This window comes from Gangjinia marincola, from assembly GCF_039523415.1.
GTDB lineage: Bacteria > Bacteroidota > Bacteroidia > Flavobacteriales > Flavobacteriaceae > Gangjinia > Gangjinia marincola.
Genome location: NZ_BAAAFG010000002.1, coordinates 321,610 through 345,184, shown reverse-complemented (window position 1 = coordinate 345,184; position 23,575 = coordinate 321,610). Strand labels below are relative to the sequence as shown.

Genomic DNA, 23,575 nt, shown 5'->3' with positions numbered 1-23,575 from the left:
ACTATGATCGAAATTAAAGATCTTCACAAATCCTATAAAACAGGAGAGAATTCGCTGCATGTTTTAAAAGGAATCAATTTTTCTGCAAAAGAGGGAGAGTTAGTTTCCATCATGGGATCTTCGGGATCCGGAAAATCTACCTTCTTAAATATCCTTGGAATGTTGGATGAGGCTGATGAAGGCACGTACGAATTGGACGGCTTCCCCATAAAAAACCTCACTGAAAAAGTTGCTGCAAAATACCGCAATAAATTCCTGGGCTTTATTTTTCAATCCTTTAATTTAATCAGTTATAAAACTGCATTAGATAATGTTTCTATGCCGTTATATTATCAAGGGATTAAGCGTAAGGAACGTGTAGATAAAGCCATGAGTTACTTGGAGAAAGTGGGTTTAGCAGATTGGGCAACACATTTACCTAATCAACTTTCTGGTGGTCAAAAACAGCGTGTCGCCATTGCCAGAGCTTTAGCCAGCGAACCCAAGGTGTTGTTGGCAGATGAACCTACGGGAGCATTAGACACTAAAACCTCTTATGAAGTCATGGAGCTTATCCAGGGCATTAATGATGAGGGTAAAACCATCTTAGTGGTGACCCACGAACATGATATTGCACAAATGACAAAGCGTATTGTAGACTTAAAGGATGGAAGAATTATCGATGATCGCTTAGTCGATCAGGTAAAGGCTAAAGCACATGTTTGATATAGAACGCTGGCAAGAGATCTTTCAGACCTTAGGAAAGAACAAACTGCAAACCTTTTTAACGATGGTTTCGGTCTTTTCTGGCGTGCTAATTCTCATCATACTCATCGGTTTTAGTACCGGTATTCAAAATGGCGTACGTAGTCAGTTTGAGCAAGATGCCACTAATCGTATTGCGATAAGGGGCGGAGTGACCACTAAGGAGTACAAAGGTCTAAACCCGGGGAGATACATTCAGCTTAGAAATCAAGACTTTCAGGATATTAATCGCAAATACGAAGATGACCTGGAATATAAAACAGGTGTTTATAATTTGTGGGGCGGACAAGTTACCTATGGCAAAGAAACCGGAAATTACCGCATTGAAGGTGCCAATCCAGATCAACAATTTATAGAAAATGAATCACTTATTGCAGGAAGGTATTTGAATGAAAAAGATATCACCGAATCGCGCAAAGTGGCGGTCATTGGAAATCAGGTCAAATCAGATATTTTTAAACAAGAAGATGCAGTAGGTAAAACCATTAAAATTTTCGACATCAATTTTAGGGTCATTGGGGTATATTCTGATCCCGGGGGAGAACGGGAAGAAACACGCGTGTTTATTCCGCTTCCCACAGCTCAACGCGTATTCAACGGTGCAGATAATCTTAGATCATTGGCATATACCATCCAAATGTCAGATAATTTTGACGATGCGGTGGCACTTTCCGCATCACTGGCGCAAAGCATAGAGAATGACATCAAAAATAAATACAGTATCGCCCCAGATGATACGAACGGGGTGCGTGTGTACGACACCCTAGAGGAGGCCAAAAAAATCTATGGACTTATTGACACCATTAGCGCAGTGTTTTGGTTTATTGGGATAGGTACTATTATTGCCGGCGTTGTGGGCGTTGGCAATATTATGTTAATCGTAGTGAAAGAACGTACAAAAGAAATAGGAGTTAGAAAAGCCCTGGGAGCTCTACCTTCCTCAATCATAGGCATGATTCTTCAAGAAGCAGTTTTTATAACGGCCATTGCGGGATTTACGGGTTTATTCTTAGGCGTGATCGCCTTGAATATTGTAAGTCCCATGCTGGATAATGATTTTATCAAATTTCCCCGAGTAGATTTTGCGACATCCATTACCATCGTAGTGATTATCATTGTAGCGGGCACATTAGCGGGATATTTTCCCGCACGCAGAGCCGCTAATATAAAACCTATAGAAGCCTTACGCGACGAATAAAAGGATATGTTTAACAGAGAACGTTGGAGCGAAATATTAGAAGCCTTAAATGCCAATAGGTTTAGAACCTTACTCACGGCTTTTGGGGTGTTTTGGGGTATTTTTATTTTGGTGCTTTTGTTAGCATTGACCACAGGGTTACGCAATGGAGTTTCTAAAGATTTTGGCAATTTTGCCACCAACTCCATGTTTATGTGGGGTCAAGTTACCTCTAAACCCTATAAAGGAAACCCTAAAGGGAAAGGAGTGCAGTTTAAACTGGCCGATGTTGAAGCACTCAAAAGAAAATTACCCGCGTTAAAATATGTCTCTCCCAGAAATCAATTAGGCGGATTTCAAGGAGCAAATAACGTAATTAGAAATGAAAAATCCGGCGCTTACGGAATCTTTGGCGATTATCCTGAATACATCAATCAGGAACCCATGGACATCACCAAGGGAAGATTTTTAAGCTATTCTGATATTAACGCAAAGCGGAAGGTGGCCGTCATAGGGCGAGATGTCGTGAAAGGATTATATGACATAGGCGAAGAGCCCATTGGGTCATATATCAAGATCAATGGCATTAACTTTATGGTCATAGGCGTATTTAAACCTGCCGGAAGCAGTGGAGGCGATCAGGAAGAAGAAGCAACCACCATCTTTGTTCCATTTACTACATTTTCACAAGCCTTTAATCGGGGCGATAATGTAGGCTGGATGGCAATCACCGCCAATGATGAAGTAAGCATTACGTCGCTTAAACCCACCATCCTGGAGATCATGCGTGAGCAACGCACCATTCATCCTGAAGATATAAGAGCAATCGGTAATTTTGATCGCGCCGAAGCATTTGGGCGTATCAACGGGCTTTTTGATATTCTTACTCTAGTAGGATACATCGTAGGAACCTTAATCTTAATGTCTGGAGTCATAGGTATCAGCAACATCATGCTTATTGTGGTCAAAGAGCGCACCAACGAAATTGGAGTAAGAAGAGCACTTGGTGCAACACCATGGAATGTAAAAGCACAAATATTACAAGAGGCTGTAGTATTAACAATGCTAAGCGGTATGTTTGGTATAGCCGTGGCAGCAGGTGGGATTTGGCTGATGAATTACCTATTGGGTCCCGGCGGAGTAGAAAATTTCGCGAATCCTTCCGTCAACGTAAATGTAACACTCATTGCACTGGTCATACTCATTATTTCAGGATTATTAGCCGGGTTTATTCCGGCAACCAAAGCAACCAAAATGAAACCCATCGATGCCTTGCGCATGGAATAACTTAAATCAATCAAATTAATTACGAATGAAACGAACAGGTACTATCATCATCTTACTGGTTATTGTTGTCGCATTTATTTTCGGCATACGATATTTATGGGTTAAGGATCAGGTTGATCCCGTAGTCTACGAAACCGAAACTCCTTCTACTCAAACCATCGTAAAAGAAACGGTTGCCACCGGAAGCATTGTCCCGTTAGAAGAGGTCTTAATCAAACCAAACATCTCTGGGATTATCGACAAAATTTTTATAGAAGCAGGAGACCAGGTCAAAGCAGGAGATCTTATTGCGACCATTAAAGTGGTCCCGAATGTTTCCAATTTGAATAACGCCAAAAACCAGATTCGATCTGCCCAAATTGCACTGGATAATCAGGAGAAGATTTACAACCGCCAAAAAGCCTTATTTGATAAAGGAGTTATCTCGGCCAATGATTTTGACCAGATCAACGTGGCGTATGAGCAGGCAAAACAAGACCTCATCAGCACCCGTCAAAATTATGAGATCATCAAGACGGGAACAACCAGTGGGATGAGTACAGCAGCACAAACCTCTATTCGCTCCACCGTATCTGGGATGGTATTAGAAGTGCCGGTTAAAGAAGGAAATCAGGTGATTGAAGCCAATAACTTTAATGATGGAACCACCATCGCAACCTTGGCTGATGTTGAGAAAATGATTTTTGAAGGGAAAGTAGATGAAAGTGAAGTAGGCAAAATCAACGAAGGCCTACCGCTGGAAATCACCGTGGGAGCGATTGAAAATGCCAAATTTGATGCGGTGCTGGATTATATCGCCCCAAAGGGATTAGAAGAAAATGGTGCCATTCAATTTGAAATTAAGGGAACACTCAAAAAAGTAGATTCTATTTTTATACGGGCTGGTTTAAGTGCAAATGCAGCCATCATTTTGGCTAAAGCAGATAGTGTATTGGCGATTAGTGAAGCTTTGGTTCAATATGATCCGGAAACCAAAGAGCCTTTTGTAGAAATTGCCACAGGTGACCAACAGTTTGAACGAAAAGCAGTAGAACTGGGCGTAAGCAATGGTATCCTTGTCGAAATAAAAAGCGGGCTAAATCAAGACGACAAAATCAAGGTGTGGAACGCTCTTAAACCTGAAGAGAACTTCCAAGGAAGAGGATAATTCATTTTTTCTGTAACATTACGATTACTTCACCTACTTATCAACCAGATTACATCAATTATTTATGAAACTTCATCAATTTTTAATCATAGCCTTATTGACGGGACTAACCGCTACGGCACAACAAAAGAAATGGACCCTGCAAGAATGTGTGGCATATGCACTAGAAAATAACATTTCTGTCTTACAGAGTGAGCTTAATGTAGAACAGGCAGAAGTAGATCAGTTTGATGCCTTTGGTAATTTTCTGCCTACTTTAAACGCAAACGCTTCTAACGCATGGCAGTCTGGTTTAACGCAAAATATTACTACCGGTGTGTTAGAAACTCAAACCACCAGAAACTTTTCTGCCGGGGCGAACGTAGGAGTAGATATTTTTAGGGGACTACAAAATCAACGTCAGTATCAAAGAGCAAAAATTGCCAAGCTTGCTTCAGATTATAATCTGGAACAAATGAAGAATGACATTGCGCTCAATGTAGCCAATTCGTATTTGCAAGCATTGCTTAACAAACAAAATTTAAAGGTCATTAAAGCTCAAAATGAGGTAACCCAACAACAAATTCAGCAAACCTCAGATTTAGTTGAAGGCGGGGTGCTACCTCAGGGAGATTTGCTGGAAATTCAAGCTACAAATGCCAATGAACTTCAGCAGATTGTCGTAGCAGAAAATCAGCTTAAAGTTTCATTGATTAGTCTTGCACAATTACTTCTTATTAAAGACTACGAGAATTTTGATGTTGTAGATACGGATTATGAGGTATCTGGAGCTGAAATATTAACTAACTCAGCCGGTCAAATTGTTTCATCAGCCAGAGAAAACAGGTTCGAGATTAAAATTGCAGAGCAAAACGCCGAGTTGGCAAAAAAAGATTTGCAAATTTCTCGTGCGGCATATTATCCTACCTTGAGTGGATTTATGAGTTATAATACCAGGGAATCAGATAGAAATAGAGTCGATCAAGTTGTTGACCCCAATGATCCAAGTGAATTAGTTGAAATAGGATTTGTAGATGGTACAAATCAAGCTGTATTTACCAATAGTCCAAATTTTATTTTTAATGAAATTGAACCTTTACCATTTATAGAACAACTATGGCGTAATGACGGTTTAGCCTATGGATTTCAGCTTAATGTTCCTATCTTCAATGGATTTGCTGCCCGTAATAATGTAAAACGAAGAAAGATAGCACTAAAAAACGCTGAATACCAGTTAGAACAAACAGAATTGGATCTGGAGTCCAATGTATATCAGGCCTATGTCGATGCACAAGGAGCCTTAAAATCATATGAGGCCGCTTTGACTGCCTTAGAATCTCAAGAATTGGCCTATCAATACGCAACAGATCGTTATGATGTTGGTCTCACCAATGCATTTGACTTTAGCCAATCCAAACTACGCTACGATAACGCTAAAATCGAGGTAAATCGATCAAAATATGATTATATTTTCAGGCTCAAAGTATTGGAGCTATTCTTTGGGGTTGAACCAACATCATTAAAATTTTAATTTAGCCATACGTACAAAATTACACCACCATGAGTAAAAAAACCTGGATTATCATTATTACCGTAGTTGTATTGCTTGTTGCCCTTATCGTAGGTAAGAAAGCAGGACTCTTCGGGAAATCGGGGAATTTCAAACAAGTTGACGTTGAGCCCGTTGAGCGTATGACGATTGTAGAGACAGTGTCTGCTACCGGGAAGATCCAACCAGAGATTGAAGTAAGTCTTTCTTCAGAGGTTTCCGGAGAAATTATTGAACTTCCTGTGGTTGAAGGTCAGCAGGTCAAAAAAGGAGATTTACTGGTACGCATCAATCCAGATTTGATTCAGTCGGCACTCAGCCAGGTTAGAGCATCCTTACAAAATGCTAAATCTGGTCTTGCACAGGCAGAGGCCAGCCTAAAAGTAGCCAAACTCAATTACGATCGTAACCAACCTTTATTTGATAAAGGCGTGATCTCAAAAGCAGATTGGGATCGATCGGTATCAGATTTTGAAGTGGCACAGGCTAATCGACAGGCGGCATATTACAATGTACAAAGTGTATCAGCTTCAGTAAAACAAGCACAAGACAATTTGGTGAGAACCACCATTTATGCTCCTATGGACGGGACCATCTCAAAGCTAAGCGCAGAGTTAGGAGAGCGCGTAGTGGGAACCGCTCAAATGGCGGGAACAGAAATTCTTCGTGTGGCTGACCTTTCTAATATGGAGGTTGAGGTAGATGTAAATGAAAATGATATCGTAAAAGTGAACGTAGGTGATTCTACCAAAGTTGAGGTAGATGCCTATTTAAAGAAAGAATTCAGCGGAATAGTGACAGAGATCGCCAACTCGGCAGAGAGTTCATTAACGGCAGACCAGGTCACAAACTTTAAAGTAAAAGTGCGCATTCTGGAGAAATCATACAAAGACTTACTGGAAGGAAAAGAAGAGTACTATTCCCCTTTTAGACCGGGTATGACTGCCACAGTAGATATCATTACCAATAAAGCCGAAGAGGTTATCGCCGTTCCCATTAGTGCTATTGTGATCAAAACAGATACAACGGCCAAAAAAATAGGGGATAAAAAACCTGAAGCGACCGTAGAAACGTCTGACGAGAAATTTGAATGTGTGTTTCTAAAAAATGGTGACGAAGCTAAATTGCAAGTGATCAAAACCGGAATACAAGACGACGAGTTCATTCAAATCACGAAAGGATTATCTGGCGATGAAAATGTCATTGTTGGACCGTATAATACCGTTTCCAAAACACTAAAGGCAGGTGACAAAATTGAAGTCAAAGGCGAGGATCAACCTGAAGCCAAACCAGCCGACGAGTAATGAGTCGTGTGCTTTGTATTGAAACCAGTACCACCAATTGTTCTGTAGCGCTTGGTCAGGACGGTGAGCTTATTGCACTCAAAGAGGATAATGGGAAGCAATATTCCCATGCAGAACGGTTGCACGTGTACATCCAGGAATTGTTCAACCAAGTAAATGTTGACTTAAGAGAGATAGACGCTGTAGCGGTGAGTAAAGGACCGGGCTCATATACCGGCTTGCGAATAGGCGTCTCTGCTGCAAAAGGATTGTGCTACTCACTGGATAAGCCGTTGTATGCGGTGAACACCTTAAAGGCCTTAGCTAAACAGGTTCAAGCTAATCCAACTGATGTGGTGATCCCAATGTTGGATGCCCGCAGAATGGAAGTATATAGTGCGGTTTTTTCTTCGGAAAATGAACTACTGCGAGAAATTAAGGCAGAAATTTTAACCCAAGATTCGTTTGCAACAGAACTCACCAAAGGTAAGGTGCACTTTATCGGAAACGGCGTAGCTAAGTTTCAAGAAATCTGCACCCATGAAAATGCTGTGTTTTATCCCGAAGCACTTCCGTCTGCCAAAGAGATGATCGCCTTAGCCGATCAAAAAACAAAAAATTCCCAATCTGAAGATGTCGCTTATTTTGAGCCGTATTATCTTAAGGATTTTGTGGCGGGGTGATTTCTTTCATTACCTCTGCCAACGAATCTTTAGGCAAACCACATACTAAATCCTGACATATATAAAATGTAGTTTCTTCATTAAAACGATGCTGTAATAAGGGCAACTCATTTTCCTGTTCGGTAGCCGCAATAATTATATGAGGGATGTACTGCATATTTAGTCGTTGTGCCTGCAAAAAAGCATCTTTCCCTGTGATGGCGATCTCATAAAAAGGTGTTGTCATTAATAGGGCGAGATCCAACCAATTGGCATAGGAGCTAGGATATTTTTCAATCAGGGGCGTGACGGCTTCAAGCATAGCTCTCGCTATATCACGATATAAAGTATTTCCAAAAAAACCCGATAGCTTCCAGAGATTCTTTGCCATGATAGAATTAGAAGCGGGGATCACATTATCGGCATGTTCAATACTTCTAGAGATGAGGTCTTTTTGATCTGTTGGGGTGAAATAGAAGAGCTTCTTTTCTTCACTATAAAATTGATCCAGGCAGTATTGAGCTAAGCGATCAGCTTCATGCAACCATTTTTCTTGAAAACTTACCTGATACAAATTGATGAGCGCTTCTATGACCGCGGCATAATCCTCTAAAAATCCGTTGATGCTAGCCCTACCTTTTTTCCAGGTATGAAAAAGTCCCCCGTCTTTTTTTGATACGTTTTTTAATAGAAATGAAATGTTTCTTTGTGCAATTTCAAGGTAAGAATCGTTTTGAGTTGCTGTATAGGCTTCCAGACAACCGCTGCTCATGAGCGCATTCCAAGAAGTCAAGCACTTGTTATCAAGTCGGGGTTTGCTTCGAGTATTGCGGTGGTTTAATACTACCTGTTTTGATTGGTTAAGCATTGCTTCAGCTTCGGCTTGACTAAGATTGTGCTTGACTGAAATTTCTTCCAGGGTTTCTTTTCTAATCAGAACATAGTGCTCATCTTCCCATTTTCCGAAGTCATTCACATTATAATAATCCGCAAATAGCGCATAATTCTCTTGAAGCAGTTCCTGTAATATGGCCTTCGTCCAAACGTAATACGCTCCTTCGACTAAATTTCCTTCAGCGTTTAAGCTATCGGCATCTAAAGAGGCGTAAAAAGCTCCGGATTCATGCGTGAGTTCCCGTGCTATAAACTGTAGGGTTTGTACAACAACGTCTTTGTACCATTCATTTTTAGTGAGTTTATAGGCATTGGAGTATAAGGTCACCAATTGTGCATTATCGTACAGCATTTTTTCAAAGTGGGGCACATGCCAGCGTTCGTCAACACTGTAGCGAGAGAATCCGCCACCCAAATGATCATATACGCCACCGTAAGACATCATATCTAAGGTTTTTAGGGTGTACGGCAGAGTCATCTTATCTCCTGATCTGTAACCATAATGCATAAGAAAACCATAATTGACCGGCATCATGAATTTAGGTGAATAGTTGAGTCCGCCCCATTGATGATCAAAATGAGCTGACCATTGTTCTACCGCAGATGAAATGAGATCTGCTTTGAGTACATCAGATGCTTGAATCGCTGGTATAAGTCCGTCGTCACTAATCCCTTTATACAATTTATGGGAGTACTCGCGCATCTTTTCGGGATCGGTCTGATATAAATCAGCCAATTGATGCAGAATACCCATCCACTGTTTTTTATTGAGATAGGTGCCGCCCCAAACAGGTTTTCCATTGGGTAGTGCAATTACATTAAGGGGCCAACCGCCTTGCCCGGTCATAAGTTGAAGTGCTTTCATATAAATCGCGTCTACATCTGGTCGTTCTTCCCTGTCGACTTTTATATTGACGTAGTGTTCATTCATGATCGCGGCTACTTCTTCATCTTCAAAACACTCATGCTCCATAACGTGGCACCAATGGCAGGCGGCATAACCAATACTGATAAGGATTAATGTATCATTGGTTAATGCATGATCAAGTGTTTTAAGAAGATAGGCTTGCCAATGAACGGGATTGTTTTTATGCTGAAGTAAATAAGGACTACGTTCTTGAGTTAAGTTGTTTTGTTTAAAATCCATAAGCAGAAATAAAAAACGCCCCAGAGCAACTGAAGCGTTCTAACTACATAATAAATATTAATGCTTAATCAATTTCAAAGGTGACTTTTAAGTTCACTCTAAATTCTGTGACTTCATTGTCTTTTACAACAGTAGACATTTCATTGACATAGGCAGATTTAATATTTTTAAGGGATTTTGCAGCTTTACGAACGCCTTTTTTTGTGGCGTCTTCCCAGCTTGTTTCAGAATTTGATAAAATTTCTATTACTTTTAATACAGACATAATATGTTATTTTAGTTTTTAACAAAATACAAAATCAATGAGTAGTAATCTGGTAAGAAAACGTTAAGGATATTTATTAATGGTTTAGTAACATTTACTCGCCAATTATTCTTAAAAATTAAATGATTTTTGCAAATTCGAAGAAATTTACCTGAATGGAGAATATTTATTTAATCATGTTAATCGCTTTGTTTGCATTGGCGGTGACAGATTTAGTTGTTGGTGTAAGTAATGATGCGGTTAACTTTTTAAATTCTGCGATAGGATCTAAGGCAGTCTCAATGAGAACCATTATGATCGTAGCGAGTCTGGGAGTCGCTGTAGGAGCCATTTTTTCAAGTGGACTAATGGAGGTTGTCCGTAAAGGAATCTTTGTTCCCGGTCAGTTTTATTTTGATGAGATCATGATCATTTTTATGTCAGTTATGATTACCGATGTTTTGCTGTTAGATTTTTTCAACTCATTGGGGTTACCCACTTCTACTACAGTATCTATTGTATTTGAATTATTGGGAGCAGCGGTAAGCGTTGCGTTGCTTAAGATTTACAGAGGGTCTGGTGATTATTCTATTTTGTTGGAATACATTAACTCTGAAACGGCTTCGGATATTATCATAGGTATTTTTCTCGCAGTGCTCATCGCTTTTACGGTGGGTGTTTTAATACAATATATCACCAGGCTTGTGTTCACGTTTCAGTATGAAAAAAAGATCAAATACATAGGAGCTATATTCGGCGGGATCTCAATGACTTCTATTACGTACTTTATTCTTATCAAGGGTCTCAAGTCGATTGAGTTTATCCCTTTAGAAGTAAAAAACAGCGTTACCGAAAATACCTGGCTTGTCATTCTCATTAGCTTTGGTTTTTGGACCATTCTCTCGCAGGTTTTGATGTCTGTATTTAAGGTTAATATCCTTAAAACGATTATTGTCGTAGGGACTTTTGCGTTGGCATTAGCATTTGCAGGAAATGATTTAGTCAACTTTATTGGGGTGCCGATTGCCGCATGGCAATCCTATGGTTTGTGGGAATCTGCCTACCAAACAACGGGAGTGCTACCTTCTGCTTTTTCTATGGAAGGACTATCAGGTAGTGTGCAAACCCCTGAATTTTTACTCATCCTTGCCGGGGCGATCATGGTGGTAACTTTATGGTTCTCTAGTAAGGCACGCTCTGTGGTTGATACCGGGGTGGATTTATCGCGACAGGGTGAAGGCGAAGAAAAATTCCAACCTAACTTTATCTCCAGGGCTATTGTGCGATATTCAGTATTACTGGGTAATGCTGTTTCAACGGCGATTCCAAACAAAGTGTTGAACAAAGTTGATAAACGCTTTGATAATTCTGCGTTCCTCAATGAATCTAGGAAAATTGATGCTCCGGCTTTTGACATGGTGCGTGCATCAGTCAATTTAGTGGTCGCTAGTATCTTAATTTCAATTGGCACCAATCTCAAGCTTCCGCTTTCAACTACCTATGTCACGTTTATGGTGGCGATGGGAACTTCGTTGGCTGATCGTGCGTGGGATCGGGATAGTGCGGTTTACAGAGTTGCCGGAGTGGTAAATGTAGTAGGAGGTTGGTTTGTAACGGCATTGGTGGCCTTTACTGCAGCCGGTATTTTTGCATTAGTCATCTCATTGGGAGGTATCTGGGCAATAACCGCCTTATTGATTATTGCTGCAGGATTAATTATACGAAGTGCGGTGAGTCATGCTAAGGAAGCCAGAGAATCCAGAAGTAAGAAAAGATACAATCGCCAGGACTTGATTACCATCAATGAAATTACCATTGAGACTTCTAAGAATATTTCTTCTGTTATTGAAGGGATCAATTCAAGGTATACTAAAGCTGTTGATGGTTTGGGGTATCACGACTTGACACGTTTGAAGAAAGTGAACAAAAGTGTAGATGCTCTTGATGAACAAGTGGATGAACTTAAAGATAATGTTTTTTACTATATACGTTCCCTGGAAGAGAATTCTGTCGCGGCAAGTAAATTTTATATTCTTACGTTAGACTATTTGCAGGATATGACCCAGTCAATTGGATACATAGTTCGCAATAGTTATAAGCACGTAAACAATAATCATAAAAACCTAAAATTTAACCAGATTAGGGACTTAAAGTCTATTGATAATCAACTTCAAACATTCTTTAGTGACATTAAAGTTACATTTGATGAACATCGCTTTAGGGATATTGCTAAGATTATTGCTGAAAAACAGGAAATCCTTGATCATGTTTCTGCTTTAATTCAAAAACAAATTGATCGTATTAGAACTTCTGAGACAAGTCCAAAAAACACTAAGTTATATTTTGGAATATTACTGGAAACAAAAGACTTAATTTCATCAGCGATGAATTTACTGGAGTTATTCAAGGAGTTTTATGAGGATGCACAGCGCCAGTTTTAAGTTTATTTCTGTACTTTTTCGCGTTAGGGGTCTATTTTTATAGTATTTGAATGGATTGAGTTAAAATAACTTCTTAAGTATCAGACTTTTTTGTTACTTTTAATATTCTCTTTTCCACTGACCTTCACAAAAAATAGATCATATGAAAAAAATTACGTTTGTAGTATTCATACTTACCTCTGTCATTAACGCTCAATCTATCTTAGTGAATGAGCCTTTTGATCCACGTACAGATTTTACTGTTGAGCAATTGATTGAAGAGGTTCTCTTTCTAACCAGTGCAGGAAATGGAGATGTTATTGTAGAGGGCTTTCAAGGAAACACTAATACATCGCCTAATCAACGTAGCTGGGGAGTATTCTTAAACCCTGGAGGAGATTTTCCATTTGGACAAGGGCTTATTTTATCAAGTGGTTTTGCAAACACAGCTGAAGGACCCAACAATGATTCTGGAGCATCTGGCTCAGGCTGGGCAGGAGACGCTGATATTCAAGCGGTTTTGGATAATCAATACGGTACAACGGTGCCCACGAATGATGCTACCTTTTGGGAATTTACCTTTGTACCCATTGGGTGTGAAGTCTCATTTAACTACGTATTTGCATCAGAGGAGTACGAAGCTGATTTTGAGTGTGCCGATGCCGTTAGGGATGGATTTGCTTTTTTACTCAAAGGACCAGGCTTACCAGATGATTCAGGAACACCTTTTGGCGGAACTAATATTGCTGCGATACCCGGTTCTAATAATGTTCCTGTAAGTACTGCCACAATTCATGCAGATACATTTTTATGTGGCGATGAACAGCTGGGAGTGAATTATTTTCCAGATTTGTATGTGAGTAATTCCGGAGCTAATAATCAAAATGTTGTTCAATATGACGGGTATACTGAAATTTTAACAGCCCGTGCAGATGTTATTCCCGGTCAGCAGTACACTATTAAATTAGTTGTTGCAGATCGTGGGGATACGGTATTGGATTCAGCTGTTTTTTTCCAGGCAGGAAGTTTTCAAACCGGAGTCGCTTTACCAGATGATTTTATTACAGCAGATGGCAACGCGGTTTGTGAAGGAGATGTGATCACCCTTAATCCAAACTTAAATACCACGGGTGACTTTATCTGGTCTGTACTAAATCCAGATACCGGGCTATTTGAAGTCATACCCGGAGCAACAAATCCTACCTTAGATGTCACACAAGCAGGAACCTATCAAGTCGAAGTAGAAATTACATCAGGCTGTGTTTTAGTAGATGATATTACAGTAGAGTTTACAGGATCTCCAGACTTTTTTGCACCCAGCCCGTTATCTGAGTGTGACTCTAATAATACAGGTATAACCCAATTTAATCTAACGGATAAGGACGATGAGATAACAGGAGGTAATCCTGATTTGACGGTGGTCTATTATGAAGATTTAGACGATGCAGAAAATGAAACTAATCCTATCACAGATTTACCTTATCAAAATACGACACCTAATGTCCAAACTATTTTTGCACGCGTAGACGATAATAATAGTAATTGTTTCGAAATATTTGAACTTGATTTGACTGCAGTTGGAGTACCACCAGTATCAAATCCTTCTAATTTAGAATCATGCAGTGACAATATATCAGCCACCTTTGACCTTACATTAGTTGAAGCAGATCTTTTTGAAAATTTAAATCCTGCAGACTATATTGTTTCTTATTATTTTAGTTTTGATGACGCAGATGATGATGTAAATGCTATTGACAGCCCCGAAGATTTAATCGTTTTTCAAAATACAGGAGATCCGATTCCTATCTTTGTTCGAGTCGCAGATGTAAATGATACATTAGGATGCGCAAGAATAGTAACGTTTGATATAACGAGTTTATCTCCTCCTACATTTATTCAGCCTACTCCCTTTGTCGCATGTGATGAAGATGGTGATGACACAGAAACATTTGATTTAACAGAAAAAGATGCAGAAATATTACAAACTAATCCTACAGCATCTCTAATATGGTTTGAGTCTTTTGCAGATGAAATAAATAATGAACCAATAGCTAATCCTACTGATTTTGAGAATACATCAAACCCTCAAACTGTTGTGGCACGTATTACAGGTTTAAATGGGTGCACAGAGGTGACCACACTTGTGCTTGAGGTCGAAGACTTACCTAATGTTGCAGCAACTTTCCCTCCTTATCAGGAGTGTGATGATGATAATGACGGTTTTTCATCATTATTTAATCTTAACTCGCAAATCGCTTTAATCTCGTCTGATCCCTTATTATCCATCACCTTTCATTTAACTGAAACTGATGCAGAAGGTTTAGCGAATGAAATAAACACAGCAGTTAATTTTACAAATACGGTTCCTAATCAACAAACTTTATTCGTACGAGTAACCGATGATATCACAGGCTGTTTTGTAGTTCGTCCTTATGAATTGGAAACGATCTCCAGTCCAGAAGTAGGAGTGCCTGCTTCCGGCACCTATGACTTATTTTCATGTGAAGGAACCGGCGGAATCTCATCTTTTGATTTGACTCAAAATGATATCGAAATTATTAATGGGCAGGCAAACGTAGTTTTAACCTACCACCTATCTTTAGATGACGCGGCTAATGGAAATGATCCAATAATAAACGCATCAGATTTTGAAAATACAGTAAACCCACAAACCATTTTCATAAGGTTAGAAGATACAGATACAGGGTGTGTTAATTTTCTTGCTCCAGATGTAATTAACAGTTTTAATGTTTCAGTTGATATGCAGGCTCCTGTGATCACATCATGCCCACTAGAAACTATTGTGGTGTCAGATGATAACGGGGAGTTCGTGTTGCCGGACTACTTTGCCAATGGGGAAGTACAAGGAGCAGATAACTGTGCCGATCCTGTGAACTTTGTTTCCCAAGATCCTGCACCGGGAACAATCTTATCTCCAGGAGACTATCAAATAGTGATAACAGTAGAGGATGACGCCAGTAATACGCAAGAGTGTGCTTTTGTATTGACAGTTCAAAACGTTTTAGGAATTGACGATGCCGCTAATGAAATAAACGAACTTACGATCTACCCTAATCCTGTGAAAGATGCACTACAAATTAGTAATCTCCAAAATTTGACGTTAGAGCAAATTACGATTTACGACATAACAGGAAAGGAGTTACTAAAACGTACCGGTGTAAATACATCGTTAGATGTCTCTATGCTATCTCCTGCTACGTACTTTATCCTTATAAAAACAACTAACGGAAGAATTGTAAGAAAGCTGATCAAAGAGTAATTACCCGTTAATTGCTTCCACGGTCTCTACATGGCCGTGGAGCATTTCTTTAAGCATTTGCTCAATACCGTTTTTTAATGTTATTGTAGATGAAGGACAACCGCTGCATGCTCCCTGTAGAATTACATTGACTTTTTTTGTTTCAGACTCATACGATTTAAATAGAATATTTCCACCGTCACTAGCCACAGCCGGTTTGATGTACTCATCTAGAATAGCAATGATCTTTTTAGAAACGTCATCGTACTCTTCAATGGATTTACCTTCAAATGGTGAACCTTCCTCAGTGGGTTGAGCCAGAGTTTGCTGAGGATTTACATGATTTTCATCTAAAATCGTTTTTCCTTCTTCAATAAACGATTTGATGAATGTTCTAATCTCAATAGTAATATCATTCCACTCAGCTACATCATATTTGGTGATAGAAATATAATTTTCATCTAAAAACACCGATTTGATAAACGGGAAATGAAATAATTCCTGTGCTAATGGTGCGTGTTTTGCTTCATCAATATTCCTAAATTCAACCGATTGCAACACAATTTTTTTATTGGTTACAAACTTCATGGTTGAAGGGTTGGGCGTACTTTCGGCGTAGACCGTAACCGGGATTTTCTTGGGTGTTTTTTCATCGTTCACAACCTCACCACCTTGATTGAGATAGTCTTGAATTTGATCACGTACTTCTTCCTTGACATCATCCCAAGTTACAATATCGTATTTTTCAATGGCGACAAAATTTTCGGCTATATATACTTTTTTAACAAAAGGGAGGTAAAATAGCTGCTGTGCCAACGGGCTGTTTTTTGCTTCGTCAATGTTAGCAAACTCGTAGTTGACATGCTTGGTCAAAAATTGATTTGCTTCAAATTTATAGATAGAAGAATGATTGGTTTCTTTTGCTTCAACCGTAAAGTCGCTCATGATTATTTTTTTACAAAAATAAGAGAACCTTTGCGCTATAACTACCTAATGCAATAAAATAATTCTATGCCTGTACTAGAAGAAGAAATATAAATTCTGTCATTTTGTCATTGGGTGAATATCAAGTATCTTTGTCGATTAAAATGAGTATAGATTTATGGAGAAAGTAATTGACGAGAGCATCCAGGGAAGTGCACTTGAGTTAGCATCCAACAATCAAAATACGCGCAAGCTGTTTATTGAAAGTTACGGTTGCCAAATGAACTTTAATGACAGTGAAATTGTAGCGTCAATTCTTGAAAAAGATGGCTTTAATACTACCCAAAATTTAGAAGAAGCAGATCTAGTTTTAGTAAATACCTGCTCTATTAGAGAAAAAGCTGAACTAACCGTTAGAAAACGTCTTGAGAAATATAATGCGGTAAAACGCAAAGTCAATCCGGGTATGAGAATAGGCGTACTGGGTTGCATGGCAGAACGTCTTAAGAGCAAATTTTTAGAAGAGGAAAAAATGGTTGATCTTGTCGTGGGGCCAGATGCCTACAAAGATTTACCAAACCTAATTGAAGAGGTTGATGCCGGCCAACAGGCGGTCAACGTAATTTTGTCTAAAGAAGAAACTTACGGGGATGTATCTCCCGTACGATTACAAAGTAATGGAGTTTCAGCCTTTGTCTCCATTACCCGTGGCTGTGATAACATGTGTACTTTTTGTGTAGTTCCCTTCACTCGTGGTAGAGAACGCAGTAGAGATCCCCAAAGCATCTTAGAAGAAGTCAATGATCTGGAACAGCGCGGATTCAAAGAAATCACGTTACTGGGTCAAAATGTAGATAGTTATTTGTGGTATGGCGGCGGACTCAAGAAAGATTTTGAGAAAGCATCTGATCTTCAAAAAGCAACCGCAACGAACTTTGCAGACCTATTAGATAAGGTAGCGAAGGCTCATCCACGTATGCGCATTCGATTTTCCACCTCAAATCCGCAGGATATGACCCTGGATGTGATTGATGTAATGGTTAAACATAAGAATATCTGTAACTATATTCATTTGCCTGTACAAAGTGGTAGCGATCGTATTTTAAACGAAATGAACCGCCAACATACCCGTGAAGAGTATATGACCCTCATTGATGAGATTAGAAAGCGAATTCCTGATTGTGGTATTTCACAAGATATGATCATCGGCTTCCCAACTGAAACAGAAGAGGATCATAAGGACACGCTAAGTCTCATGAAGTATGTGAAATATGACTTTGGGTTTATGTTTGCTTATTCAGAACGTCCAGGTACGATGGCTGCACGTAAGATGGAAGATGATGTGCCCCATGAAGTCAAAAAAAGGCGCTTACAAGAAATTATTGACCTACAGCTAGAGCATAGTAAGTACAATACGCATAAATTTATTGGAAAAACGGTAGAAATTCTCATTGAAAAATCTTCTAAAAAGTCTGATGCGCATTGGAGCGGAAGAACTACGCAAAACACGGTAGCTGTTTTCCCAAAAGAGTACTATCAAATTGGCGAATTTGTGATGGTTAAAATCACAGACGCTACAAAAAGTACATTATTAGGTGAAGCAGTGAGCTATGCTAAAGGTTATGAACCTGCAACTCTCATTACAAGTTAACCATTTATGGAATCAGTACAAGCCACAAAACAACGTTTTGGGATTATTGGTAATGATCCCGCTTTAAATCGTGCGATAGAAAAAGCAATTCAAGTTGCACCCACAGATATTTCGGTATTAGTCACAGGAGAAAGCGGAGTAGGTAAAGAGAGTATTCCGCGTATTATTCATGCTTTATCCCACCGTAAGCATGCCAAATACATTGCAGTGAATTGTGGAGCCATCCCAGAGGGTACGATTGATAGCGAATTATTCGGTCATGAAAAAGGTGCTTTCACCGGGGCTACAGCTACTCGAAGCGGATATTTTGAAGAGGCTGATGGCGGAACCATATTTTTAGATGAAGTAGGGGAGCTACCTCTAACCACGCAGGTGAGACTGCTTCGAGTACTTGAAAATGGAGAGTTTATAAAAGTAGGTTCCAGCAAGGTTCAAAAAACCAATGTTAGGATTGTCGCGGCGACTAATGTAAATATGTTTGATGCGATCAAAAAAGAAAAATTTAGGGAGGATTTGTTTTATCGATTGAGTACGGTAGATATTAATTTACCTCCGCTACGAGATCGCGATGAAGACATCCATTTGTTATTTCGCAAGTTTGCTTCAGATTTTGCACTCAAGTATAAGATGCCTACCATACGGTTAGAAGATGATGCCGTGCGACTGTTGCAAAGTCACCGCTGGCCTGGTAACATTCGGCAGTTGAGAAATATAGCAGAGCAAATTTCGGTCATTGAACAAAAGCGTACGATTGACGCTAACATACTACGTGAATACCTCCCGGACCGGACAAGCCAATTACCTGCTGTTGTCTCTTCAGATAAAAAAGAAGGAGATTTTAGTAATGAGCGCGAAATACTGTACAAAGTGCTTTTCGACATGAAAGGAGATCTCAATGATCTCAAAAAACTTACCTTAGAGTTGCTCCAGCATAACGATTCAGAAAAAGTCAAAGATGAGAATCAGGGCTTGATCAATAAGATTTACGGCGATGATGAGGAGATCGAAATGTTTGAGGAAGAGCTGGAAGAAAAGGCAAGAATTCTTCATATTCCAGAAAATAGCACGGTGACCCCTAAAGAAGATAAGTACGCTTTCGCGGAAGAAATTCAAGAAGAAGAACCTTTATCCTTACAAGATAAAGAGATTGAACTCATCAAAAAATCCCTGGAGCGTCATCGTGGTAAACGCAAGCTTGCAGCAGATGAGCTTGGTATAAGTGAGCGAACGCTATATAGAAAAATAAAACAATACGATTTAAAGTAATCTATAGGTATGAAACGATTCTTATATATTGTCTTGTTTGTCATAGTTGCTTCATTATCAAATTCTTGTGGTATTTATTCATTTACAGGGGCAAATACGGGTAATGCCGAAAATTTTCAGGTTAATTTCTTTCAAAATACAGCGGCGATCATAGAACCGGGAATAGACCAACAATTTACAAACCGGCTACAAGATTTAATTTTGCAACAAACTAATCTTGCTTTGACCAACCAAAATGGGGATTTAATTTATGAAGGAGAAATCACGCGGTATTACATTTCGCCAATTTCTGCAACGGCAGATAACACAGCAGCGCAAAACAGATTGACGGTCGCTGTAAATTGCCGCTTCTTTAATCGGTTAGATGATACGAGTGATTTTGAAAAGAGCTTTTCTTTTTATTTTGATTTTCCTGCCAACCAACAATTAATCGGCGCCACTCTTGATGAGGCATTAGATGAAGTCTTTACAAGAATTACGCAAGATATTTTCAACGAATCCTTAGCAAATTGGTAGGTGAATAAAACAGAATTCATAGCACTTTTAAAGGATAGTACACCTATCTCACCATCACAGACGAATCATCTAGATGCGTTGATTGATGAGTATCCATATTTTCAGGCAGCAAGAGCCTTACACCTCAAAGGACTCAAGCATAAACGTAGTTTTTCCTACAATAAAGCTTTAAAAATTGCGGCTGCTCACACCATTGACCGTAGTATCTTATTTGAGTATATCACTTCGCCTAATTTTACGCAACACGATATATCAGATCATATCTCCTCTCAGGAGAAATTTTTAGAGAACATTCGCGTAAATGAATATGAAGATATTAGTGCGAGTAAAACGATGGATGTAGATGATGCGGTTAAAATGCGATCAATTGAATCTGAACAAGTGCTTAATCCTGCACTCTTTGAACGAAAAGAATTCGTTCATAAAAAGGATAACATTGACATTGGTGCTCCATTGGAATTTAATCCTGATGAAGAATTTTCATTTTCAGAATGGCTTACACTTACTAAAGCAGAACCCATTGATCGTTCTCATGAGGATCAACAGGCTAAAGATGATTTAGATCTACCTGAAGAAAAGCAGACGAAAACAGAGAGTAAATTTGATTTGATCGATGCCTTTATTGAGAAAAAACCTAAGATCAAACCTCAAAAACAAAGTCTGCTGGTTAACATTGCAGAAGATCGTGTATTACCGGCCGAGTCCTTAATGACAGAGACCTTAGCGCGGGTTTACTTAGAGCAAAATAATTACAAAAAAGCCATCCAGGCGTACAAAATTTTAGGTTTGAAAAATCCCGAAAAAAGTGGTTTCTTTGCAGACCGAATTCGGGAAATAGAACAGTTAAAGAAGAATAAAGCATAGCATGGGAACTTTCAGCATTTTTTTAGGATTGATTATTATTGTAGCATTTTTGCTGGTTGTAGTAATTATGGTACAAAACCCTAAAGGCGGTGGTCTTTCATCATCTTTTGGTGGAGGTGGTGGTCAGCAGCTTGGTGGAGTACAAAAAACAACAGACTTTTTAGATAAATCTACCTGGACACTCGCAACATTACTATTGGTACTTATCCTTTTATCTAACGTATCCATTATGGGTGGTGAAGGGGTAACAGAGTCCAGAGTATTGGATGAAGATGCGCCACAACCGATTGAAAATACCATTCCAGAGGCAACTCCTGCTGCAGATCAAAATGATTCTTCAACCGAAGAAACTCCTGCCAACTAAGGGAAATTATACAATTAAGATACAGATCAAATGCCGGCTTATGACAAGCTGGCATTTTTTGTTTCAATATGTCATGTTCAAAGGGATGGCACAGTTTTCGAAATTAGGCTAGCAGCAATTAATTTAACTAAAAAAAAGATATAGAATTATGGCTTTAAACATTAAACCGTTGGCAGATCGCGTGGTGGTAGAACCACAGGCTGCTGAGACTAAAACTGCTTCAGGAATTTACATTCCAGATACTGCAAAAGAAAAACCCCAGCAAGGAACTGTGGTCGCAGTAGGTGCCGGTAAAAAAGACCATGACATGACCGTTAAAGAAGGTGATACTGTATTATATGGTAAATACGCCGGGACAGAATTAAAGTTAGAAGGTAAGGACTACCTTATCATGAAAGAAGATGACATCTTCGCAATCGTATAATGTCATTCCTGCGTAGGCGGGAATCCCATTATATATAATCAATCAACAAAAATAAATACGTATTTCGCTTTCGCGGAAACGTTCACCCATTAAAAATTAAATAGAAATGGCAAAAGATATAAAGTTTGACATAGAAGCACGTGACGGAATTAAACGCGGTGTGGATGCATTGGCAAATGCAGTAAAAGTAACCTTAGGTCCTAAAGGACGTAATGTAATTATTGGGAAATCCTTTGGTGCCCCAACAGTAACCAAAGACGGAGTAAGTGTAGCCAAAGAAATTGAGCTTGAAGATGAATTAGAAAACATGGGAGCTCAAATGGTAAAAGAAGTAGCTTCTAAAACCAATGATCTCGCCGGTGATGGTACGACTACTGCTACCGTATTGGCGCAAGCAATCGTAAAAGAAGGATTAAAAAACGTAGCTGCCGGCGCTAATCCAATGGATTTAAAACGCGGAATCGACAAAGCTGTTGAAGCAATTACTAAAGACCTTGAAAAACAAACAAAAGAAGTAGGTAGCTCTTCTGAAAAAATCAAACAAGTAGCTTCTATTTCTGCCAATAACGATCAGGTGATCGGTGAACTCATTGCCGAAGCTTTTGGCAAAGTAGGAAAAGAAGGAGTAATCACGGTAGAAGAAGCAAAAGGAACTGAAACCTACAATGATGTAGTAGAAGGAATGCAGTTTGACCGCGGATATTTATCTCCTTACTTCGTTACCAACAGTGAGAAGATGACCACAGAGTTAGAGAATCCATATATTTTACTGGTAGACAAAAAAATCTCTACGATGAAGGATTTACTACCTGTTCTTGAGCCGGTCGCGCAAACAGGAAAGCCTTTATTAATTATTGCTGAAGATGTAGACGGTGAAGCACTGGCAACTTTAGTAGTAAACAAATTGAGAGGAGCCTTGAAAATCGCAGCAGTAAAAGCACCAGGCTTTGGAGATCGTCGTAAAGCCATGTTAGAAGACATCGCGATCCTTACTGGTGGAACCGTAATCTCTGAAGAGCGAGGGTACACCATGGAAAATGCGACTATTGAGCAATTAGGTACTGCCGAAAAGGTTACTATTGATAAGGACAATACAACCGTAGTTAACGGTGCTGGTGAGAAGGATATGATCTCTAACCGAGTAAATCAGATCAAGTCTCAAATTGAAAGCACTACGAGTGATTACGACAGAGAAAAACTTCAAGAGCGTTTGGCAAAATTAGCCGGCGGGGTAGCCGTACTTTATGTAGGTGCAGCCAGTGAGGTTGAAATGAAGGAGAAAAAAGACCGTGTAGATGATGCGTTGCATGCAACACGTGCAGCGGTTGAAGAAGGAATTGTAGCCGGTGGTGGAGTAGCCTTTGTACGTGCAAAAGCAGCCTTAAGCAAAGTGAAAGGTGAAAATGCAGATGAAGAAACAGGAATCCAAATCGTAAATCGTGCGATTGAATCTCCATTAAGAACGATTGTTGAAAACGCCGGTGGAGAAGGATCTGTTGTGATCAATAAAGTTCTAGAAGGAAAAGGAGATTATGGATATGATGCGAAGAGCGAAGCCTATGTAGATATGCTTAAAGAAGGTATCATTGATCCTAAAAAGGTAACCAGAATCGCCTTAGAAAATGCCGCATCAGTAGCTGGTATGATATTGACCACAGAGTGTGCGTTAGTAGATATCAAAGAAGATGCACCAGCTATGCCACCTATGGGCGGCGGCGGTATGCCGGGCATGATGTAGAATATTCCTGCGAAATCGGGAATTTTAGCAGCATGA

General features: G+C 39.4%; 19 protein-coding genes. 16 read left to right on the top strand and 3 right to left on the bottom strand.

Features of this window, described 5'->3' with window-relative positions:
* Window positions 1-3 precede the first annotated feature (3 nt).
* The 7 genes from ABD000_RS03115 (at window position 4) to tsaB (ending at window position 7,849) form a co-directional block, all read left to right on the top strand.
* Window positions 4-705, top strand: coding sequence for an ABC transporter ATP-binding protein (locus tag ABD000_RS03115; RefSeq protein WP_343763685.1), 702 nt, complete (start codon window positions 4-6; stop codon window positions 703-705).
* Window positions 698-1,942: an ABC transporter permease gene (locus ABD000_RS03110; protein WP_343763682.1), complete on the top strand. Its 1,245-nt coding sequence runs from the start codon at window positions 698-700 to the stop codon at window positions 1,940-1,942. Before ABD000_RS03115 ends, ABD000_RS03110 begins: the two co-directional genes overlap by 8 nt.
* A gap of 6 nt (window positions 1,943-1,948) precedes the next feature.
* On the top strand, window positions 1,949-3,208 hold the full coding sequence (locus ABD000_RS03105) for an ABC transporter permease (protein ID WP_343763679.1): 1,260 nt from the start codon (window positions 1,949-1,951) through the stop codon (window positions 3,206-3,208).
* A gap of 25 nt (window positions 3,209-3,233) precedes the next feature.
* On the top strand, window positions 3,234-4,355 hold the full coding sequence (locus tag ABD000_RS03100) for an efflux RND transporter periplasmic adaptor subunit (RefSeq protein WP_343763677.1): 1,122 nt from the start codon (window positions 3,234-3,236) through the stop codon (window positions 4,353-4,355).
* 64 nt (window positions 4,356-4,419) lie between these two features.
* Window positions 4,420-5,865, top strand: a complete 1,446-nt coding sequence (locus ABD000_RS03095) for a TolC family protein (RefSeq protein WP_343763675.1) — start codon at window positions 4,420-4,422, stop codon at window positions 5,863-5,865.
* Between the two features lie 29 nt (window positions 5,866-5,894).
* Window positions 5,895-7,187, top strand: a complete 1,293-nt coding sequence (locus tag ABD000_RS03090) for an efflux RND transporter periplasmic adaptor subunit (protein ID WP_343763673.1) — start codon at window positions 5,895-5,897, stop codon at window positions 7,185-7,187.
* Entirely contained in the window at window positions 7,187-7,849 is a 663-nt protein-coding gene (tsaB, locus tag ABD000_RS03085; protein WP_343763670.1) for a tRNA (adenosine(37)-N6)-threonylcarbamoyltransferase complex dimerization subunit type 1 TsaB, read from the top strand. The genes ABD000_RS03090 and tsaB overlap by 1 nt, the downstream gene beginning before the upstream one ends.
* Here the strand turns inward: tsaB and ABD000_RS03080 are convergent.
* Together ABD000_RS03080 and ABD000_RS03075 are read right to left on the bottom strand one after the other, a co-directional pair.
* The gene (locus tag ABD000_RS03080) at window positions 7,827-9,869 is read right to left on the bottom strand and encodes a thioredoxin domain-containing protein (protein WP_343763666.1); all 2,043 of its coding nucleotides are present in this window, start codon (window positions 9,867-9,869) and stop codon (window positions 7,827-7,829) included. The two genes, tsaB and ABD000_RS03080, sit on opposite strands and share 23 nt — an antisense overlap.
* Before the next feature lie 64 nt (window positions 9,870-9,933).
* Window positions 9,934-10,134: a dodecin family protein gene (locus ABD000_RS03075; protein ID WP_343763663.1), complete on the bottom strand. Its 201-nt coding sequence runs from the start codon at window positions 10,132-10,134 to the stop codon at window positions 9,934-9,936.
* Window positions 10,135-10,289: 155 nt separating this feature from the next.
* Here ABD000_RS03075 and ABD000_RS03070 point away from each other — a divergent pair, with 155 nt between their 5' ends.
* Both ABD000_RS03070 and ABD000_RS03065 read left to right on the top strand, forming a co-directional pair.
* Complete coding sequence (locus tag ABD000_RS03070) at window positions 10,290-12,554, top strand: inorganic phosphate transporter (protein WP_343763661.1); 2,265 nt, start codon at window positions 10,290-10,292, stop codon at window positions 12,552-12,554.
* 142 nt (window positions 12,555-12,696) lie between these two features.
* Window positions 12,697-15,813, top strand: a complete 3,117-nt coding sequence (locus tag ABD000_RS03065) for a choice-of-anchor L domain-containing protein (protein ID WP_343763659.1) — start codon at window positions 12,697-12,699, stop codon at window positions 15,811-15,813.
* Here the strand turns inward: ABD000_RS03065 and ABD000_RS03060 are convergent, their stop codons facing one another.
* A complete protein-coding gene (locus ABD000_RS03060) occupies window positions 15,814-16,737 on the bottom strand; it encodes a NifU family protein (protein WP_343763656.1) in 924 nt (307 codons plus the stop codon).
* A 157-nt stretch (window positions 16,738-16,894) separates the two neighbouring features.
* Here ABD000_RS03060 and miaB point away from each other — a divergent pair, with 157 nt between their 5' ends.
* The 7 genes from miaB to groL all read left to right on the top strand — a co-directional run bounded on the left by miaB (window position 16,895) and on the right by groL (window position 23,539).
* On the top strand, window positions 16,895-18,367 hold the full coding sequence (gene miaB / locus ABD000_RS03055; RefSeq protein ID WP_343763654.1) for a tRNA (N6-isopentenyl adenosine(37)-C2)-methylthiotransferase MiaB: 1,473 nt from the start codon (window positions 16,895-16,897) through the stop codon (window positions 18,365-18,367).
* Window positions 18,368-18,373: 6 nt separating this feature from the next.
* Window positions 18,374-19,633 carry a sigma-54 interaction domain-containing protein gene (locus ABD000_RS03050; RefSeq protein ID WP_343763652.1) on the top strand — a complete coding sequence of 420 codons (1,260 nt, stop codon included), beginning with the start codon at window positions 18,374-18,376 and terminating at the stop codon, window positions 19,631-19,633.
* Between the two features lie 9 nt (window positions 19,634-19,642).
* Window positions 19,643-20,149 (top strand): LptE family protein, encoded by a 507-nt coding sequence (locus ABD000_RS03045; RefSeq protein ID WP_343763649.1) that lies wholly within the window; start codon window positions 19,643-19,645, stop codon window positions 20,147-20,149.
* Window positions 20,150-21,013, top strand: coding sequence for a hypothetical protein (locus ABD000_RS03040; RefSeq protein WP_343763647.1), 864 nt, complete (start codon window positions 20,150-20,152; stop codon window positions 21,011-21,013).
* A gap of 1 nt (window position 21,014) precedes the next feature.
* Entirely contained in the window at window positions 21,015-21,377 is a 363-nt protein-coding gene (gene secG, locus ABD000_RS03035; RefSeq protein WP_343763645.1) for a preprotein translocase subunit SecG, read from the top strand.
* A 148-nt stretch (window positions 21,378-21,525) separates the two neighbouring features.
* Window positions 21,526-21,801: a co-chaperone GroES gene (locus ABD000_RS03030; RefSeq protein WP_343763642.1), complete on the top strand. Its 276-nt coding sequence runs from the start codon at window positions 21,526-21,528 to the stop codon at window positions 21,799-21,801.
* Between the two features lie 106 nt (window positions 21,802-21,907).
* Window positions 21,908-23,539 carry a chaperonin GroEL gene (gene groL, locus ABD000_RS03025; RefSeq protein ID WP_343763639.1) on the top strand — a complete coding sequence of 544 codons (1,632 nt, stop codon included), beginning with the start codon at window positions 21,908-21,910 and terminating at the stop codon, window positions 23,537-23,539.
* Window positions 23,540-23,575 lie beyond the last annotated feature (36 nt).

Bases quoted from the DNA above. Each gene is read 5' to 3' on its own strand.
- ABD000_RS03070 (WP_343763661.1), top strand. From the start codon at position 10,290: ATGGAGAATATTTATTTAATCATGTTAATCGCTTTGTTTGCATTGGCG.
- miaB (WP_343763654.1), top strand. From the start codon at position 16,895: ATGGAGAAAGTAATTGACGAGAGCATCCAGGGAAGTGCACTTGAGTTA.
- ABD000_RS03045 (WP_343763649.1), top strand. From the start codon at position 19,643: ATGAAACGATTCTTATATATTGTCTTGTTTGTCATAGTTGCTTCATTA.
- ABD000_RS03115 (WP_343763685.1), top strand. From the start codon at position 4: ATGATCGAAATTAAAGATCTTCACAAATCCTATAAAACAGGAGAGAAT.
- ABD000_RS03050 (WP_343763652.1), top strand. From the start codon at position 18,374: ATGGAATCAGTACAAGCCACAAAACAACGTTTTGGGATTATTGGTAAT.
- ABD000_RS03080 (WP_343763666.1), bottom strand. From the start codon at position 9,869: ATGGATTTTAAACAAAACAACTTAACTCAAGAACGTAGTCCTTATTTA.
- ABD000_RS03100 (WP_343763677.1), top strand. From the start codon at position 3,234: ATGAAACGAACAGGTACTATCATCATCTTACTGGTTATTGTTGTCGCA.
- groL (WP_343763639.1), top strand. From the start codon at position 21,908: ATGGCAAAAGATATAAAGTTTGACATAGAAGCACGTGACGGAATTAAA.
- ABD000_RS03095 (WP_343763675.1), top strand. From the start codon at position 4,420: ATGAAACTTCATCAATTTTTAATCATAGCCTTATTGACGGGACTAACC.
- ABD000_RS03090 (WP_343763673.1), top strand. From the start codon at position 5,895: ATGAGTAAAAAAACCTGGATTATCATTATTACCGTAGTTGTATTGCTT.
- ABD000_RS03065 (WP_343763659.1), top strand. From the start codon at position 12,697: ATGAAAAAAATTACGTTTGTAGTATTCATACTTACCTCTGTCATTAAC.
- ABD000_RS03060 (WP_343763656.1), bottom strand. From the start codon at position 16,737: ATGAGCGACTTTACGGTTGAAGCAAAAGAAACCAATCATTCTTCTATC.
- ABD000_RS03105 (WP_343763679.1), top strand. From the start codon at position 1,949: ATGTTTAACAGAGAACGTTGGAGCGAAATATTAGAAGCCTTAAATGCC.
- ABD000_RS03075 (WP_343763663.1), bottom strand. From the start codon at position 10,134: ATGTCTGTATTAAAAGTAATAGAAATTTTATCAAATTCTGAAACAAGC.
- ABD000_RS03110 (WP_343763682.1), top strand. From the start codon at position 698: ATGTTTGATATAGAACGCTGGCAAGAGATCTTTCAGACCTTAGGAAAG.
- secG (WP_343763645.1), top strand. From the start codon at position 21,015: ATGGGAACTTTCAGCATTTTTTTAGGATTGATTATTATTGTAGCATTT.
- tsaB (WP_343763670.1), top strand. From the start codon at position 7,187: ATGAGTCGTGTGCTTTGTATTGAAACCAGTACCACCAATTGTTCTGTA.
- ABD000_RS03030 (WP_343763642.1), top strand. From the start codon at position 21,526: ATGGCTTTAAACATTAAACCGTTGGCAGATCGCGTGGTGGTAGAACCA.